Source organism: Pseudomonadota bacterium (assembly GCA_039193195.1).
Classification (GTDB): domain Bacteria; phylum Pseudomonadota; class Gammaproteobacteria; order Steroidobacterales; family JBCBZW01; genus JBCBZW01.
This window is the reverse complement of record JBCCWS010000039.1, coordinates 14,326-31,073: the sequence shown is the minus strand read 5'-3', so window position 1 is coordinate 31,073 and position 16,748 is coordinate 14,326. Positions and strand designations below refer to the sequence as shown.

Genomic DNA, 16,748 nt, shown 5'->3' with positions numbered 1-16,748 from the left:
CTAGGGATTTACGCGATGAAAAAACTGCTGATCGTATCCGCTGCGCTTGCCTTGGCGGGCACCGCCGCCGCCGCCGACCTCGACGAGGTGTTGTCCTGCAATTACGAGACGATGGGTGGACTTGAGAGCATTCGGTCCGTTCAGTCGGCCCGCATGACGGGCACCATGACGATGGGCCCGATGCAGGCGCCCTTCACGGTCGAGTTCCTGCCCCCGGATCGCGTGCGCATGGAGTTTGAGATCCAGGGCATGACCGCTGTACAGGCCTACGATGGCGAAACCGGCTGGGCCATCATGCCCTTCTTGGGCAAGACGGATCCGGAGGAAATGGCCGAGGACCAGCTGAAGTCGGTGAAGGAGATGGCGGAGTGGGAAGGCCCCCTAGTCGATTGGCAGAACAAGGGGCATAAGGTCGAACTCATCGGCACCGAGGAGATCGAGGGCACGGAGGCTTACGTGCTAAAGGTGGTCCGGGCACACACGGAAGACGAATCGACCTACTACCTAGATACCGAGTACTGCCTGCCCTTCCTATCGAAGGGGACTCGCGACATCCAGGGTAACGAGATGGCGTTCACCCAATCGATCGGGGACTACAAGCCGGTGGGTGATCTGGTGATCGCTCATTCGATGAGCTCCAGCGTTGGCGAGGGCTCAGCGCCAGCGCAGCAGGTGATCAGCATCGAGACGGCGACCTTCAACGTCGACGATATCTCCGCCGATCGTTTCTCGATGCCTGAGGCGTCAACCACGGCTGAGTAATCGGCCAGCGCGCCGGGCGTCCACATCCGCCGCGCAACGCGTCGGCGGTGGTTGTCCCGCCGCCGACAGCTTCGATGTTCAGGGAGACCAATATGATCCGAACGACCCCCTTGCTGGCGGCTATTGCGCTCGCGGCTACGACGGCAGCCTATGGTGCCATCGACGTCAATTCGTCCACCTTTGGCGGCCTGCGCGCCCGCAGTCTCGGCCCGGCGGTGATGAGTGGCCGTATATCCGCCCTCGATGGCGTGGCGCGCGACGGCGAACCGTTGATGCTTTACGTCGGCACGGCCAGTGGCGGTGTTTGGAAGTCTGACGATGGTGGCATCGTCTACCAGCCGGTCTTCGACGATCACACCCAGTCGATCGGCGCCGTGCGCGTGGATCCGAGCGATCCGGAAACGGTCTGGGTGGGCACTGGCGAGAGCTGGGTGCGCAACACGGTGTCGCCGGGCGACGGCGTTTACCGATCTACGGACGGTGGCAAGAAGTGGCAGCACGTGGGGCTTACCGACAGCGATCACATCGCCGAGCTGCTGGTCCACCCGACGGACAGCAACGTCGTCTTCGTCTGCGCCCTTGGCCATCTTTGGGCCCCCGGTGGCGACCGCGGCGTATTCCGCACGAGCGACGGTGGCGCGACCTGGGAGAACGTGCTCCACATCGATGGCGCCACCAGCTGCTCGGACCTGGCGATGACGCCGGACGGCAGCACCCTCTACGCGGGCCTTTGGCAGGTTCGTCGCTACCCTGACTTCTTCGAGTCGGGCGGCGCTACCTCAGGCATCTACCGAAGCCAGGACGGCGGCGACACCTGGGAGCCGCTAACCGAAGGTCTGCCGGAGGGCGAGAAGGGTCGCATCGCCGTGACCGTTGCCGCATCTGAGCCGACGCGCGTCTACGCGACGATCGAGAGCGAGCATACCGCGCTCTACCGTTCCGACGACGGCGGCGACACCTGGGTGGAGAAGGACGACTCGGGCAACATCCAGATGCGGCCCTTTTACTTCGGCGAACTCGTCGTCGATCCCACCGATCCTGAGCGCGTCTACAAGCCGAGCTTCACGCTCAGCGTGAGCAACGACGGCGGTGAGACCTTCTCGGGCATGTTCGGCGCCGGCTTCAGCATCGCCATCCACCCCGACCACCATGCGATGTGGATCAATCCCGCCGACCCCCATCAGCTCTTTCTGGGCACGGACGGCGGCGTCTACGCCTCGGAGGATCGAGGCTTCCACTGGCGTCACGTGGCCAATCTCCCCGTTAGCCAGTTCTACCATGTGGCCGTCGACAGCCGCTGGCCCTACAACGTTTACGGCGGCCTGCAGGACAACGGCTCGTGGATGGCCCCTTCCCAGGGGCCGGGCGGCATTCAGAACAAGGACTGGCAGAACATCGGCTTTGGCGACGGCTTCTGGGCCTTTCCCGACCCGAACGACGATCGCGTGCTCTTCACGGAGTACCAGGGCGGGCAGCTGAAGCGAATCGATCGCGAAACGCTCGAGATCAAGCGTATTCAGCCGGCGCCGGGGCCCGGTCAGCAGGAGCTACGCTTCAACTGGAATACGCCCCTGCACATGAGCCCGAACAGCCCGGGCACGATCTACTACGGCGCCCAATACCTGTTCCGCAGTAAGGACCGCGGCGAGTCGTGGGAGGCGATCTCACCGGATCTCACCACCAACGACCCCAAGGGCCAGCGCCAGGCCGAGTCCGGCGGGCTGACGATCGACAACTCCACCGCCGAGAACTTCACCACGATCTACTCCATAGGCGAGTCACCCCTGAACGGACGGACGATCTGGGTGGGTACGGACGACGGCAACGTGCAGCTCACCCGGGACGGTGGGGTAAGCTGGGCGAACGTCGCCACTAACATCACGGGCGTACCCAAGGGCACCTGGGTGTCGCGGGTTGAGGCGAGCCCCCACGATGAGGCCACGGCCTTCGTCACTTTCGACGGCCACCGTCGCGGTGACATGCAGACATACCTCTTCCGCACCACCGATCACGGCAAGACCTGGGCGGCGCTGGCCACCGACGCCATCGAGGGCTACGCATGGGTGATCAAGCAGGATCCGGTCAACGCCGACCTCCTGTACCTGGGCACGGAGCGCGGCCTCTACGTGAGCCTGGATCAGGGCCTGAACTGGGCGCGATTCTCCGAGAACCTGCCCAAGGTGGCGGTGCACGATCTGGTGGTGCATCCCACCGAGCACGATCTGGTCATCGGCACGCACGGTCGCGGCGTTTACATCATCGACGACGTCACCCCGCTGCGCTCGCTGACGCAGGAGATCATCGACTCGAAGGTGGCCATGTTGCCTACGCGCCCAGCGCCGATGGTCTTGAACAACCAGCTACAGAGCTTCGGCGCGAATGATGCTTTCGTCGCCAACAACCCGCCGCAGTCGGCAACGATCGTCTACTACCTGAAGAAGCGCCACCTCTTTGGTGATCTAAAGGTGGAGGTGTTCCACGAGGATGGGCGTCTCATCGCGACCCTGCCGGGGGGCAAGCGCCGCGGCCTGAACCGCGTCGAGTGGCCCATGCGCTTCAAAGCGCCGAAGTTCCCGCCGGCGACCAGCCTCGTGCCAGGTTTCCTTGGGCCTCGCGTGCCCGAAGGTGAGTACCGGGTGGTGCTTACGAAGGGCAAGGAGACTCTGGAGTCGACGGTGCAGCTCGTGCCCGACCCGAGGACGCCTCACTCGACACCTGACCGCACGGCCCAGCAAACCCTGGCGCTCGAGCTCTACGACATGATCAACGATCTGACCTTCCTGTCGGACAACTTAATCGAGGTGCACGCGCAGGCCGGCGCGCGGGCGGAAGGCGCGGCGGATGAGCTCAGCAAGGCGCTGGACGCGTTCGCCACTTCGCTGGAGACCCTGCGTACCTCCCTGTCCTCGAGTAAGGGCGGCATGATCACCGGCGAGGAGCAGCTGCGCGAACGCCTCGGCACGCTCTACGGCAACGTCACCTCCTACGACGGTAAGCCGAGCACCACGCAGTTCTCCCGGCGGGACACGCTAAAGTCCGAGCTGAGCGACGCCCTGGCTTCGGGGGGTGCGCTGCTCGGGGAGGAGCTGGCCAAGGTCAACAGCCTGCTTGCCGAGGCCGAGCTGGACCCTCTGACGCCCATCGATCGGGCGAGTTGGAACGAGGACGAGGGGGTGACGAGCTTCTCAGCCGCCGTCGGCACCCACTTCTGGCAAGTGCAGCTGCCCGCGGCTATCGCCGGATTTAGCTTGCGCTGAGTCAGGTGAGCGGACCCGCTGACCAAGCGTCGGCGGGTCCGCGCCTCTTGGGCCTGCTGCCCAGGCGTGAGGGGACCGAAGGCCGTTCAGGAGGCGCCGGCCGCTGCCTGCAGGGTCTTAGCGACGGCCTGCGCATCGTTGAATACCCGCATGAGGTTGCCGCCCCAGATCTTGCGGATCTGCTCTTCCGTGTAGCCGCGGCGCACCAGTTCGATGGTGATGTTCATCACCTCACTTGCATCGAATACTCCCTCGATGCCGCCACCGCCGTCGAAGTCACAGCCGATGCCCACGTGGTCGATGCCGGCTACGCTAATGATGTGGTCGATGTGGTCCACGGCGTGCTTCACGGTGGCTGAGGGCTGCGGGTACTGCTCGTTGATCTCGTTGAACTTCGCGCGCATGGCGGCCCGTTCCTCTTGCGTCATCTCGCCCGCCGCCGCCATCGATGCGCGCAGCTCGGCCATCGCCGCATCGCGCTCGGGATTCTCGGGCATGTCGCGCAGGTACACGGAGAGCATCGTGAGCTGCACCACACCGCCGTTCTGCGCCATGAGTCTCAGCATCTCATCGCTCATGTTGCGCTGGTGATCGGTGACGGCCCGTGCGTTTGAGTGGCTGGCGATGATCGGTGCCTTGGAGATGGCGATGGCGTCGTAGAAGACCTCGTCACTCGCGTGGGAGACATCCACCATGATCCCCAAGCGGTTCATCTCCTGAACCACCTGCTCACCGAAGGCGCTAAGGCCGTCGTGTTCTGCTCCCTTATCGTCCGTGGCCGAGTCGGCGAGGTCGTTGTTGGCCGAGTGCACAAGGGTGATGTAGCGCACGCCCTTGTTGTAGAACAGCTCGACGTTGGCGAGGTCGTTGCCTATCGGGTAGCCATTTTCTATGCCTAAGTAGATGGCGCGTTTACCGGCCTTCTCCAGGGCGTAGGCGTCGTCAGGGTCGAGGGCTAGGCCCACCGTATCGGCATTCGCTTCGGTCGATGCGATCACCGTGTCGATCATCTCCATGCCTAGCGTTTTCGCTCGGCTGTGGCCGTCGTCGTCGCGAATGTCCTGAGCGACGAAGGCGGCGAAGAAGATGGCGTCGAGGCCGCCCTCCTTCATGCGCGGATAGTCGACCTTGGAGCCCGTCTCCTTCGGATCGTGGCGCTCGGCCATGTCGAAGCCCGGCTCGATCATGCGCAGGGGCGTGTCGGCGTGCGTGTCCACGGTGAGGACTCGGTCGTGAATCTCTAGCGCGCGGGCGAGGAGTTGCTCCTCGGACTCCTCGCCCATCGCGGCGCCAGCGTCGTGCGAGGCGGCGGCCTCGACGGGGGCTTGCTCCTGCTCGGCGGCGCAGCCGATGAGCAACAGCAGGGGGAGTGCGAAGCCGATCTTGGGCGTTGAGAACATGCAGCGTTACCTGTGCTTAGACGACGATATTGACGAGGCGGCCGGGGACGACGATGACCTTCTTCGGCGTCTTCCCGTCCATTGAGCGTTGGGCGCCATCGCTGGCGAGCGCCGCTGTCTCCAGCGTGGCCTTATCGGCATCGCGAGCAGCGCTGATCTCATCGCGTTTCTTGCCGTTCACCTGTACGACGATGGTGATCGTGTCATCGACGCACAGGGACTCATCGTGCGAGGGCCAGGTGGCCACGCAGACCAGGCCATCAGCGCCGAGGCGCTCCCACAGCTCTTCGGCGAGGTGCGGCGCGTAGGGGGCGAGGACGGTAATGAAGTCCTTGATCAGGGCCCTCGGCAGCGTTTTCGCCGAGGTCGCCTTGTTGACGAAGGTCATCATCTCGGCGATGGCCGTGTTGAAGCGCAGGGCTTCCGTGTCCTCCAGCACTTTCCTGATCGTGCGGTGAAGGGCCTTGTTCAACTCGCTGCTCTTCTGCGCCGGCTCATCAGCGAGCTTGTCGTTGAGCGCACCGGTGCGCTCATCAACGACCAGGCGCCACACGCGCTGGAGAAAGCGGTACACGCCTTCCACGCCCGTCATCTGCCACGGTTTGACCTGTTCCAGGGGGCCCATGAAGAGCTCATACAGGCGCATGGCGTCAGCGCCGTACTGCTCGATCACATCGTCGGGGTTCACCACGTTCAGCTTCGACTTCGACATCTTCTCGATTTGCGTGTCGAGCGTCTCCCCGGTCGCCTTGAGTACGGGCGCGCCGTCGCGCTCCTGCGTGTCGTCCGGGTGGTGGTACTTGCCGTTGGCGTCCTTGTAGCTGTAGGCGAGGATCATGCCCTGGTTGAACAGGCGTTGGAACGGCTCCTTGGTGCTCACCAGGCCCACGTCGTAGAGCACCTTGTGCCAGAAGCGCGCGTAGAGCAGGTGCAGGACCGCGTGCTCGACCCCACCCACGTACAGATCGACGGGCATCCAGTAGTCGGCCACCTCCTTGGAGAAGGGGGCCTCGGTGTTGTTTGGGTCGAGGTAGCGCAAGTAGTACCAACAGGATCCGGCCCACTGGGGCATGGTGTTGGTCTCGCGCGTGGCCCTTCGACCATCGGGCAGCGTTAGCTCAGTCCATTCCTTGGGCGCGCGGGCGAGGGGCGGTTGGCCATCCTCGGTGGGGCGGTACTCGTCGATCGACGGCAGCTCGACGGGCAGTGCCGCCGGATCCAGGGGCACCACTTCGCCGTCTTCCGCGTGCACGATGGGGAACGGTTCGCCCCAGTAGCGCTGGCGCGAGAAGAGCCAGTCGCGCAGGCGGTACTGCACGCGGCCCGTGCCCGCGCCGCGCTCCTCGAGCCAAGCGATGATGCGCGTCTTGGCCTCGTCCACTTCCAGGCCGTCGAGAAAGTCGGAGTTCACGGCCTTGCCATCGCCGGTCCACGCTGCCTCCTCGATCTGGCCACCGCCTTCGATCACGCGTCGGATCGGCAGGTTGAAGGCGCGCGCAAACTCGTGATCTCGCTCGTCGTGCGCCGGCACCGCCATGATGGCGCCGGTGCCGTAGGACATGAGCACGTAGTCGGCTACCCAGACGGGGATCTCCTCGCCGGTCACCGGGTTGATGGCGTGGGCGCCCGTGAAGACGCCGGTCTTCTCCTTGGCCAGGTCCGTCCGCAGGAGGTCGGACTTCTGTGTGGCCTCGGCGACGTAGGCGTCGACGGCTGCCTTTTGCTCCTGCGTGGTCAGCGCTTGCACCAGCGGATGCTCGGGAGCGAGCACGCAGTAGGTGGCACCGAACAGCGTATCGGGGCGAGTCGTGTACACGGTGAGGCTGTGCTCGTCCGGCAGCTGGAACACCACGTCGGCGCCATGGGACTTGCCGATCCAGTTGCGCTGCATCTCCTTGACGCCTTCGGGCCAGTCGACGTCGTCGAGGTCTTGGAGCAGGCGCTCGGCGTAGGCGGTGATCTTCAGCATCCACTGCTTCATCGAGCGGCGCTCCACGGGATCGCCGGTCTCCACGTACTTACCGTCCTTCACCTCCTCGTTGGCCAGCACCGTGCCGAGGGTGGGGCACCAGTTCACCGGCACCTCGGCCAGGTAGGCCAGGTCCTTCTCGTAGAGTTTGAGGAAGATCCACTGGGTCCACTGGTAGTAGTCGACGGCGCTCGTGTTGACCTCGCGCGCCCAGTCGTAGCTGAAGCCGAGGCGTTTGATCTGGCGGCGGAAGTTGTTGATGTTCCGCTCGGTGATGATCGCCGGGTGGATGTTGTCGCGCACGGCGGCGCGTTCGGCGGGCAGGCCGAAGGCGTCCCAGCCCATGGGATGGAGGACATTGAAGCCGCGCATGCGCTTGAGGCGCGCGAGCACGTCCGTCGCCGTGTAGCCCTCGGGATGGCCCACGTGTAGGCCCGCGCCCGAGGGGTAGGGAAACATGTCGAGGATGTAGTACTTCGGTCGCGCCCTAAGCTCCGCCGGATCACTCGGGGTCCGGAAAGGTTGCTGGGCGTCCCAGGCGGCTTGCCATTTGGGCTCGATCTCAGAGGGCGTGTAGCGCATGAAATCCTCTCAGCAATGCGCGCAGGGGTGATGTCATCAGCAGCCGCGAAGTATCGCACGCCACCGTTAGCGCCAGCACCGCCTCGCGGGCGGGCGACGGGGAGTCGAGGCTAATCCAGGTAGCGCCTCAGCCAGCCGTTGACCTCGTCGTGCCAGCGCAGGGAGTTGTGGGGTTGAAGCACCCAGTGGTTCTCATCGGGGAAGTAGAGGAAGCGACTCTCGACGCCGCGCCGCTGAAGCGCGGTAAAGGCACCGATGCCCTGGGTGACCGGCACGCGGTAGTCCAGCTCGCCGTGGATCACGAGCATCGGCGTCTGCCATCGATCGACGAAGCGCGCCGGGTTGTACTTCTCGTGGGCCTGCGGCTGCTGGAAGTAGGGGCCGCCGTTTTCCCATTCGGGGAACCACAGCTCCTCGGTGGTGTAGTACATCGAGCGCTGATCGAACACGCCGTCGTGGTTGACCAGACAGCGGAAACGATCGGGCCACTGGCCGGCGATCCAGTTGATCATGAAACCGCCGTAGGAGGCGCCAAGGGCGCAGACCCGATCGCCATCCAAGAAGCTGTACCGCTCGAGGGCGGCGGCGAGGCCTAGCTGCAGGTCTTCCAAGGGCTTGCCGCCCCAGTCGCCGGAGATGCTGTCCGTGAAGGCTTGTCCGTAGCCGGTTGAGCCGTGGAAGTCGATCATCACCGCGGCAAACCCGGCGCCCGCATAGGTTTGCGGATTCCATCGGTAGTGCCAGTGGTTGCCGAAGCTCCCTTGAGGGCCGCCGTGGATGAGGAAGGCAACGGGGTAGTTCTTGCCGGGCGTGAAGCCCGTGGGCTTCACGACGAAGCCGTACACCTTGTCGCCAGCGGCGCCGGTAAAGGAGAACTGCTCGTAGTCACCCACCTCCAGGTCGGCCATGGCGTGCTGACCAAAATGGGTGAGCTGCGCCGGGTTGCTGCCGGCCGCGTCTGCTACGTATAGGTCGCTGGGGGAGGTCAGCGAGTCCTGGGCGTAAACGATGCCTTCGGCCGATAGGTCGAAGGCGCTGATGTAGGCGCCGTCTCTGATACGCTCGTTGGCGCCCGAGGCTAAGTCGAGACGCCACAGGGTCTTGTGGCCGACATCCTGGGCGTTCATGACCAAGGCACTACCGTCCGAGGTGAACGCCATCGAGGACGGCGAGTAGTCCCAGTCGCCAGTAAGTACGCGCGTGGTGCCGGACTTCAGATCGCGCAGCATGACTTGGTACTGGTCGGCCTCGAAGCCCGGCCGCGCCATCGCCAGGTAGGCGAGGGAGCCGCCGTCGGGGCTCAGGACCGGCATCGTATCCCAGGCCAGGTTTGCTTGCGTGAGGTTGGTGGCCGTTCCGCCGCCCATCGAGGCTGCGTAGATATCGAAGTTGGTCGAGCTCGGTTCCTTGGCGTCGCGAAGGCGAGCAGCGAAGTAAACCGTTTGGCTATCGGTAGAGATCGCGTACTCCTCGTTGCCGCCCCAGATGCGTGAGGGCACGTCGGCGTCGACGGTGCTAACGCGCACGGGGTCGCCGACGATCGCACCCTCCTCATCGATCGTCAGGGCGAACAGCTGCGAGCGCTTGGCATCCAGCCAATGGTCCCAGTGGCGCATGAAGAGCTGGTCGTAGGCACTGGCGCTGACCTTCGAGTCGGCCTGCTGCTCGTCACGGTCGGCCGTGCACTGCAGGTCGTCGCAGTCGAGGTAGACGGAGATGGACACGACGAGTCGGTCGCCAGCCGGTGAGAGCTTGAAGGTGTCGATGCCGAGGGGCAGGTCGGTGAGCGGCTGTGCTTCGCCGCCGGTGATCGAAATGCGCCACACCTGGCTCGATCCACCGCGCGAGGACAGGAACAGCACGGATTGGCCGTCCACGGACCAAGCGGGATCCGTGTCATTCGCCTCGTGGGAGGTGAGCTGGCGCGGGGCGCTTCCTTTCCTCAGGTCGCTTAGCCACAGGTCGTAGCGCCCCTTGCCGGCCTCCATATCGGTTTGCCGCAGGGTGAACACCACGTGCTCGCCGTTGGGGGAGACGACCGGTGCGCCAACGCGGTCCATGCGGACCAGGTGGTTAGCGGAAAACGGGGCAGCCGCAGCGAGACCGGAGGCGAGCAGGCTAAGCAGGAGGGTCGTAGCACGCATAGGGAAAGCAACCTGGGGTGGGATAATGTGGCGCGAGCCTACCAGATGGCACGCTGCATCGGTGCTCACCGTGCTGGCGCATCACGGTCCGTGCTGGGATGAGTGCGCGAAGCCCGCTGCGCGGGGTTCTGGGCGAGGCGCGTGGCCGGAGAGCTACTTGCTCGGTATCCACTGCCGCCGAGACGCCCACGCCCCTTGGCGTTATAACATAACACTCTCGAGGTCTGGTGAACTGGTTGAGGCAGGCAACGTGTCGTCGTCTTCGCGGCGTTGGCTCGGTGGGCATTGCGCCTGAGCACTTGGCGCCTCGTTGATTCACCAAGGCCCAGGGGTGATCTCGGACTGCCCGAGTATGTTCCAGCCTACAAGCTCTCGGATTTTGGTCGGATCCTGAGCAGCAACGGCGATGGCCGTGCTCAGACGAGGCTTGTGAGCGAGCCTCATCTGAGCACGCGCGGTGGCTCGCGCCCTGCGCGGCTAGTGGGCCGCTTGGTAAATAAGGTGACGCTCAGCTACTCGCCCTTCGGGTCTGCCCCTACGCAGACTGAGCGTTACCTCATTTACCAAGCGGCCCACTAGGTTTACTTACAGCAGCACTCGTCTTTGCAGCACTCGCAGGTCTTTTCCTCGCAGCACTTTGCGTTCTCGCAGTCGCAGTCACACTGATCAGCATTAGTGTCCACATCAGTCTCCTTTAGATCTCTTCGCCTTCTATCTTGTCCGCAAGATCGCGCAGACGTTCCGCGACCTGGCCCCGATTGAGCGAATAGGTTTTCTCTCGACCCTTTCGCTCGAACTGCACGACACCCTCCTGCGCCAAGGTCTTGAGATGGCGAGAGGCAACAGACGCATCCACGCTGCAGCACTCGCACAGGCACATCGCGTTTTGCGGCACCTGACACTGGCAGAGTCGGTATACCAGCGAGAGCCGGTTAAACTCCCCTAGGGCCTTCAGCAGGTCTGCGGTCTCTTGGATCTGAACCTCGTCCATGAGCTAACTTTTGCATATTTGTGCAAATATATCAACGTCACGTGGAGCCATTCCTTGGGAGACGAGCGAGTAGTCGTGGGTCAGGTCCGATTTGGCCGGTGGCAGTGGGCGCTGTGCCTGTTGGCCTTGGCAGGTGCCTGCGCTCACGCTCACCCGGAGGATGAGTTCTGCCTGCCCGGGGTTGGCGGTGTAGGTCTTGACGCTGCCCTGTGCGAGCAGCTGGCGACTCTCGATAGCGCGGAAGATCGCACGGCGCGCTTGACCCAACCGATCCTCGACGCTTCGGGCGACGCCCGCAGCGCCGCCTCGACCTTCCTGCTCTACGTGTCCATCGGCGTCCAACACATCCTTCCCGGCGGACTGGATCACATTCTCTTCGTGCTGGCGCTCTTCCTCACTTCTACGCGATTGCGAGCGCTGCTCGTGCAGATCACCACGTTCACAGTCGCCCATACGGCCACCCTGGGGCTGGCGGCAGCCGGTGTGATCTCGCCGAGCGCGAGCATCGTTGAGCCGCTGATTGCGGCGAGCATCGCCTTCGTGGCGCTAGAGAATCTCTTCGTGAGCGATATGCCCCGCTGGCGACCGGTGATCGTGTTCGCCTTCGGGTTGTTGCATGGCCTCGGTTTTGCCGGTTTCTTCGGCGAGCTAGGGTTGCCGGCGAACCAGTTCTGGAGCGGGCTCGTCGGCTTCAACGTCGGCGTCGAGGTGGGTCAGCTGAGCGTGGTGCTGCTGGCCTTTCTGCTGGTGAGTGCTTGGCGCCGGATGGATCGGTCGCCGCAGGCCGAGATGCGTTACCGGCGACGGGTGGTGTTGCCAGGGTCTCTGGCGATCGGATTCATTGGCCTGTGGTGGGCGATCGAGCGAACCTTCCTCGGTTGAATCGGCGGGCGGCTAGCTAGTGTCCTGAGTTAGAAGTTCGTTGATGACTTCGCGGCACGTTTTCGCCCCTGAACACGTTGCTCCTCCTCCCGTGGGACCTGCCACGCTCGTCCTCGCGCCGCGCTCAGGGACAAAAACTCGCGTGCGAATTCATCAACGAACTTCTAACTCAGGACACTAGTAGGGAGCCACCCGCCGAATTGGTATTTACACTTTAGTTGCCGTCGGTGCCGAAGCCGCGGCCGTTGAGTAGCGGCTCGATGCTTGGCTCGGCGCCGCGGAAGTTGCGGTAGAGCTCGTCGGCAGGGCGCAGGCCGCCCGCTTCGTAGACCCACTGCTTCAGGCGCGCGGCGACCGTGGGATCGAAGATGTTCTCGGCTTCCTTGAAGGCGTTGAAGCCGTCCGAGTCGAGGATTTCCGACCACAGGTAAGCGTAGTACCCGGCCGAGTAGCCGCCAGCGAAGACGTGGCTGAAGTACTGGGAGCGATAGCGCGGCTCGATCTCGTCGATCAGCCCGTACTCCTCGAGCACGCCGTGCTCGAAGGCAGTGGCGTCGGTGATGGCTTCGGCTTCCTCGGCGGTCAGCATGTGCCAGCGCAGGTCTAGGAGCGACGCGGCGATGAACTCGGTGGTCGCGAAGCCCTGGTTGTGGTTCGCCGCGGCGAGCAAACGTTCGACCAGCGTCTCGGGGATTACCTCGCCGGTCTCGTGGTGTTTGGCGTAAATGGCAAGCATCTCGGGTTCCGACGTCCAGTGCTCTAGGATCTGTGCCGGGAACTCCGTGTAGTCCCGCGGGCCGTCGACGCCGGAGAAACTGGGGTAGTCGATCTTGGTCATGATGCCGTGCAGGCCATGACCGAACTCATGGAACACGGTCTTCACCTCGTTAAAGCGCAGCAGCGTGGGCTGGGCCACGGGCGGCACGGTCAGGTTGAGGTTGTTGGTGACGATAGGGCGGATGGAATCGCCCTCGATATTGGACGCGGAGCGGTAGCTGTTCATCCAGGCGCCGCCGCGCTTGGAGTCGCGGGCGTACATGTCGAACATGAAGACGCCGAGGTGTGAGCCATCTGCCTCACGCACTTCATAGGCGGTGACGCCATCGTTCCAGATCGGTGCGTCGATCTGCGTAAAGGTGATGCCGAACAGGCGATTCGCCAGCTCGAAGGCGCCGCCCTTTACCGCTTCCAGCTCGAAGTAGGGCTTGAGCGCGTTCTCGTCTAGATCAAATCGCGCCTTACGGATCTTCTCCGAATAGTGCCACCAGTCGTGCCCTTCGAACTCGAAGTCATCGCCAATCATCTCCTGCATGTCCGCGCGCTCGACCTTGGCCTGCTCTAGTCCCGGCTTCCAGACCCGCAGGAGGAAGTCCTCGGCGCCCTTGGGGGTGCGCGCCATGTTGTACTCAAGCACGTAGTCCGCGTGCGTGGCGTAGCCGAGCAGGGCGGCGCGTTGGGCGCGCAGCTGGGCGATCTTGATCGCTAAGGGGCCGTTGTCCGTGTCCCCCTCGCTGGCCCGCAGGCGGTACCCGTTGAAGGCCTGCTCGCGCAGCTCGCGCACCTCGGACTGGGTCATGAAGGTCTCGTAGACGGAGCGGTCCAAGGTGACCACCCAGGCTTGTTCGTCCTCATCCCAGATGCTTGATTTGAACGCCTCGGAAAGTCCCGCCGTGTCAGCATCATCGGTGATCGGCAGCTTGAAGGCCTTGGTGGAGGTGAGGAGGTTTTGGCCGAACTTCGTGGTGAGCCCTGAGAGTTCTTCGTTGATCGCCGCCACCTTCGGCTTGGTGTCGGCGTCCAGGGCAGCGCCCGCCCGCACGAACTGGCGGTGTGTGAGCTCGAGCAAGCGCGCGTCCTGCTCATCCAGGTCGAGCGTGTCGCGGGCCTCGTAGACTGTCTGAACGCGCTGCCAGAGGGCGTCGTCGAGTACCACCTTGTTCGACTCGCGCGTCCACATGGGGTAGATGATGCTCTGCAGTTCGCGCTTCTTGGCGTTGAGTTCCGTGGATGCGAGGGGGCCGAAGACGAGCCCCACCTTGCGCGCTAGCTGCCCAACCCGCTCCATGGCCAGGATGGTGTTCTCAAAGGTGGGCGCGTCGGGGTTGTCCCGAATCGCTGCCACATCAGCGCGCTGCTCCAGCATCCCTTGCTTGAAGGCCGGTAGAAAGTCTTCGTCGGCGATTTCGTCGAATGGGGGAATGCCGAAGGGCGTGTCCCAGTCCTCCAGGAAGGGATTGCCTTCGAGCTCGGCTTGCGTCACTACGATGTCGTCCGGCATCGCCTCGGGCGCCGCTTCGGCGGCGGCAGGGGCCTCGGTGTCACTGCCGCCGCAGGCGGCGAGGGTCAGGGCGAGGCAGAGCGGAAATAGGAGGCTGGTTGGCTTCATAAAACTATTCCATGTCAGCCGCGTGGCGGCGCTGGGTGGTCGTAGGGGCAATCGCGTAGCTTGGCAGACCGGCCGCGTGGCGTCTCCCCCTTTTGCGGGAGGAGCGGTGGGGCGTCATCGTCTTGCTGTCGGGAGGGATGCCGCATCCCCCCAATTCGTCGCACGCAGCGCCAAGGCGGTAGCGTGAGCGTGCGCTCTGATCTGGTGCATTATAACATCTTGCCGGGGAACAGCGGCCACGCTCACCTGCGCCATAGCGTTCGAGCGGGCGGGTCGCTGAGGCCGGGACACGAGGGGAGATGCGCTCGCGAAAGGCGTGGCACGTCCCAGCGGTGTCGTGTCCCAACGAGGCACGCCCAAGTAATTACATTAGGTTGATAGGGTCGAAGCTCGGCCCAGCGGAGCTCAGCAACGATGATGTCGACTCCTTTCCCTCAGAACTACGCGCAGTGGGAACACTGCATCACCGTGGAGTGTGGGATTCCACTCACTTCGGAGTTTGTCGCGCAGCGACTCGCTGTTTGGCGCAACACGGAATCGGACGAGACGGTTCGGTTTCGCAGTCTGTACGGCGATGTGTACTGGCGCTCAGTCATCGGCTGGTTCGAGCAGGCGGAGCGCCAGCTCGGCGTGGGCGGCGGAGGGCCGTCGGCCTAGGCGCTGATGCGTTGGCGCAGCAGGCGCTGTAGGCGAGCGAGCGTCCGGCCCAAGGTGCTTGGCACGAGAGCTCGTTCGGTGCCATCGTAGCGGTCTCCCGACCACGTCGCGCTGTGCGCTAACGAGCGCCAAACCGAGGAGTGTATGCTCCAATCCCTCGTCATCCTCACGCTGTCCGCCCTCTTGGTGTGCGCGCCCGCTGCCGCGCACGAGCCTTCGGTAGACGATCAACCACCCTGGCAGGAAGCGACCGGCTGGCCGGATCGCATCGTGCTTACGCTCCCTAAGCGCCCCCAAACCAGCTTCGCCGTCACCTGGCGCACCTCGGGCGAGGTCGCCAGCACTCACGCTGAAATCGTCCCCGCCACTGATGATGCGCGCTTCGATATCGGCGCCACCACCGTGCGAGCGCGCACCGAGCGCCTAGAGCTCGAGCGTCTAGCGGCGTTCGGTGTAGCGCTCGACATCAAAGCGAACGCCGGCCTTGCGCCGGCTCACTACCACTCGGTCATCTTCGAGGGTCTCGAACCCGACACGCTGTACGCCTACCGCGTGAAGGGGGCGGGGCAGCAATGGTCGGAGTGGTTCCAAACCCGCACGGCAGCGGAGTCGGGGCCGATCACGTTTTTGTACCTGGGCGATGCACAGAATGCTCTGCGGTCGCACTGGTCGCGCGTCATCCGAGCGGGCTTCCAGGCCGCGCCAGAGGCTGACTTCATTCTTCACGCAGGGGACCTGGTCAACGTGCCCTCGCGGGACCTGGAGTGGGCGCAGTGGTTCGATGCGGTGGGCTTCATTCATGGGATGATCCCCGCGGTGCCCCTCGCCGGTAACCACGAGTATCAGCGCCTGCGAATGCCCGGCGGGGAGCAGGATCAGCTGCTGTCCATCTTGTGGCGCCCGCAGTTCACCCTGCCAGAAGAGCCAACCCTGGACGAGGACCTGCAGGAGGTCGCCTACGATCTTCGCTACAGCGAGGACCTGCATGTGTTCGTGCTTTCCACCCAGAGCCGGAAGCTAAAGGCCCAAGCCGAGTGGCTCGATCGTGCGCTGGGCAAGAGCGATGCGCACTGGAAGGTCCTCGCCATGCACCACCCGGTGTTTTCCTCCGGCGCCGGGCGCGACAGTCCCGATCGTCGCTCCCTGCTGCTCCCGGTCATCCAGCGGCATAAGGTGGATCTCGTCCTGCAGGGGCACGATCACACCTACGCGCGCGGGGCGATCGGCCAGCGGCCTGAGCGCATCGCTTGGCGCGCGAAGGGCTCCAAGGTGGATACGATGTTCGTTAACTCGGTCAGTGGACCGAAGCAATACGAGTTCCGCGAGCAGGCTTGGGACAGCTATGCATCGGACGACGTGAGGCTGGTCAGGCGCGCGGAGAACACTCAGTTCTTCCAGGTGATCACGGTGGCCGGTGATCGCTTGACCTACGAGGCGCGCACGGCCACCGGGCAGCGCTACGATGACTTTGTGATGAGCAAGACGACGCGTGGGGTGAAGCGGATCGTTCGCGGTGCGATGAGCACGATGGAGGAGAGGGCCTTCTCCAACACCGGCCCATACGAGAACCCGTAAGGCGAGCCGGCGAGGGCATCCGATCCGTGTGACGTCGGGCTGTCATCAGATGCCTTGGGTTGGAGGCGAATACCCTACGGAGCGCTCGGGCTAGTAATCTCTCGTCAAGGTCAAGGAGCAGGCGGCTTGATGGTGGCTCTAAG

10 protein-coding genes are annotated in these 16,748 nt (G+C 64.1%); 5 read left to right on the top strand and 5 right to left on the bottom strand.

The annotated features are described in order from the left end of the window. The first annotated feature begins 15 nt into the window (after nt 1-15). Both AAGA68_21540 and AAGA68_21535 read left to right on the top strand, forming a co-directional pair. Nucleotides 16-762, top strand: coding sequence for a hypothetical protein (locus AAGA68_21540; protein ID MEM9387652.1), 747 nt, complete (start codon nt 16-18; stop codon nt 760-762). A gap of 92 nt (nt 763-854) precedes the next feature. Then, nucleotides 855-4,019, top strand: a complete 3,165-nt coding sequence (locus tag AAGA68_21535; GenBank protein ID MEM9387651.1) for a glycosyl hydrolase — start codon at nt 855-857, stop codon at nt 4,017-4,019. An 86-nt stretch (nt 4,020-4,105) separates the two neighbouring features. Here AAGA68_21535 and AAGA68_21530 read toward each other — a convergent pair whose 3' ends face one another. The 4 genes from AAGA68_21530 to AAGA68_21515 all read right to left on the bottom strand — a co-directional run bounded on the left by AAGA68_21530 (nt 4,106) and on the right by AAGA68_21515 (nt 11,105). Next, the gene (locus AAGA68_21530) at nt 4,106-5,419 is read right to left on the bottom strand and encodes a dipeptidase (protein MEM9387650.1); all 1,314 of its coding nucleotides are present in this window, start codon (nt 5,417-5,419) and stop codon (nt 4,106-4,108) included. Nucleotides 5,420-5,435: 16 nt separating this feature from the next. Next, on the bottom strand, nt 5,436-7,970 hold the full coding sequence (leuS, locus tag AAGA68_21525) for a leucine--tRNA ligase (GenBank protein MEM9387649.1): 2,535 nt from the start codon (nt 7,968-7,970) through the stop codon (nt 5,436-5,438). 110 nt (nt 7,971-8,080) lie between these two features. Next, nucleotides 8,081-10,114 carry a S9 family peptidase gene (locus AAGA68_21520; protein MEM9387648.1) on the bottom strand — a complete coding sequence of 678 codons (2,034 nt, stop codon included), beginning with the start codon at nt 10,112-10,114 and terminating at the stop codon, nt 8,081-8,083. 694 nt (nt 10,115-10,808) lie between these two features. Next, on the bottom strand, nt 10,809-11,105 hold the full coding sequence (locus tag AAGA68_21515; protein ID MEM9387647.1) for a hypothetical protein: 297 nt from the start codon (nt 11,103-11,105) through the stop codon (nt 10,809-10,811). A gap of 75 nt (nt 11,106-11,180) precedes the next feature. On the opposite strand from AAGA68_21515, the gene AAGA68_21510 reads away from it, so the two are divergent. Then, nucleotides 11,181-11,987 (top strand): HupE/UreJ family protein, encoded by an 807-nt coding sequence (locus AAGA68_21510; GenBank protein ID MEM9387646.1) that lies wholly within the window; start codon nt 11,181-11,183, stop codon nt 11,985-11,987. A gap of 214 nt (nt 11,988-12,201) precedes the next feature. Here the strand turns inward: AAGA68_21510 and AAGA68_21505 are convergent, their stop codons facing one another. Beyond that, the gene (locus AAGA68_21505) at nt 12,202-14,373 is read right to left on the bottom strand and encodes a M3 family metallopeptidase (protein ID MEM9387645.1); all 2,172 of its coding nucleotides are present in this window, start codon (nt 14,371-14,373) and stop codon (nt 12,202-12,204) included. Nucleotides 14,374-14,787: 414 nt separating this feature from the next. Here AAGA68_21505 and AAGA68_21500 point away from each other — a divergent pair, with 414 nt between their 5' ends. After that, complete coding sequence (locus AAGA68_21500) at nt 14,788-15,030, top strand: hypothetical protein (protein ID MEM9387644.1); 243 nt, start codon at nt 14,788-14,790, stop codon at nt 15,028-15,030. 144 nt (nt 15,031-15,174) lie between these two features. Further along, a complete protein-coding gene (locus AAGA68_21495) occupies nt 15,175-16,605 on the top strand; it encodes a fibronectin type III domain-containing protein (protein MEM9387643.1) in 1,431 nt (476 codons plus the stop codon). Nucleotides 16,606-16,748 lie beyond the last annotated feature (143 nt).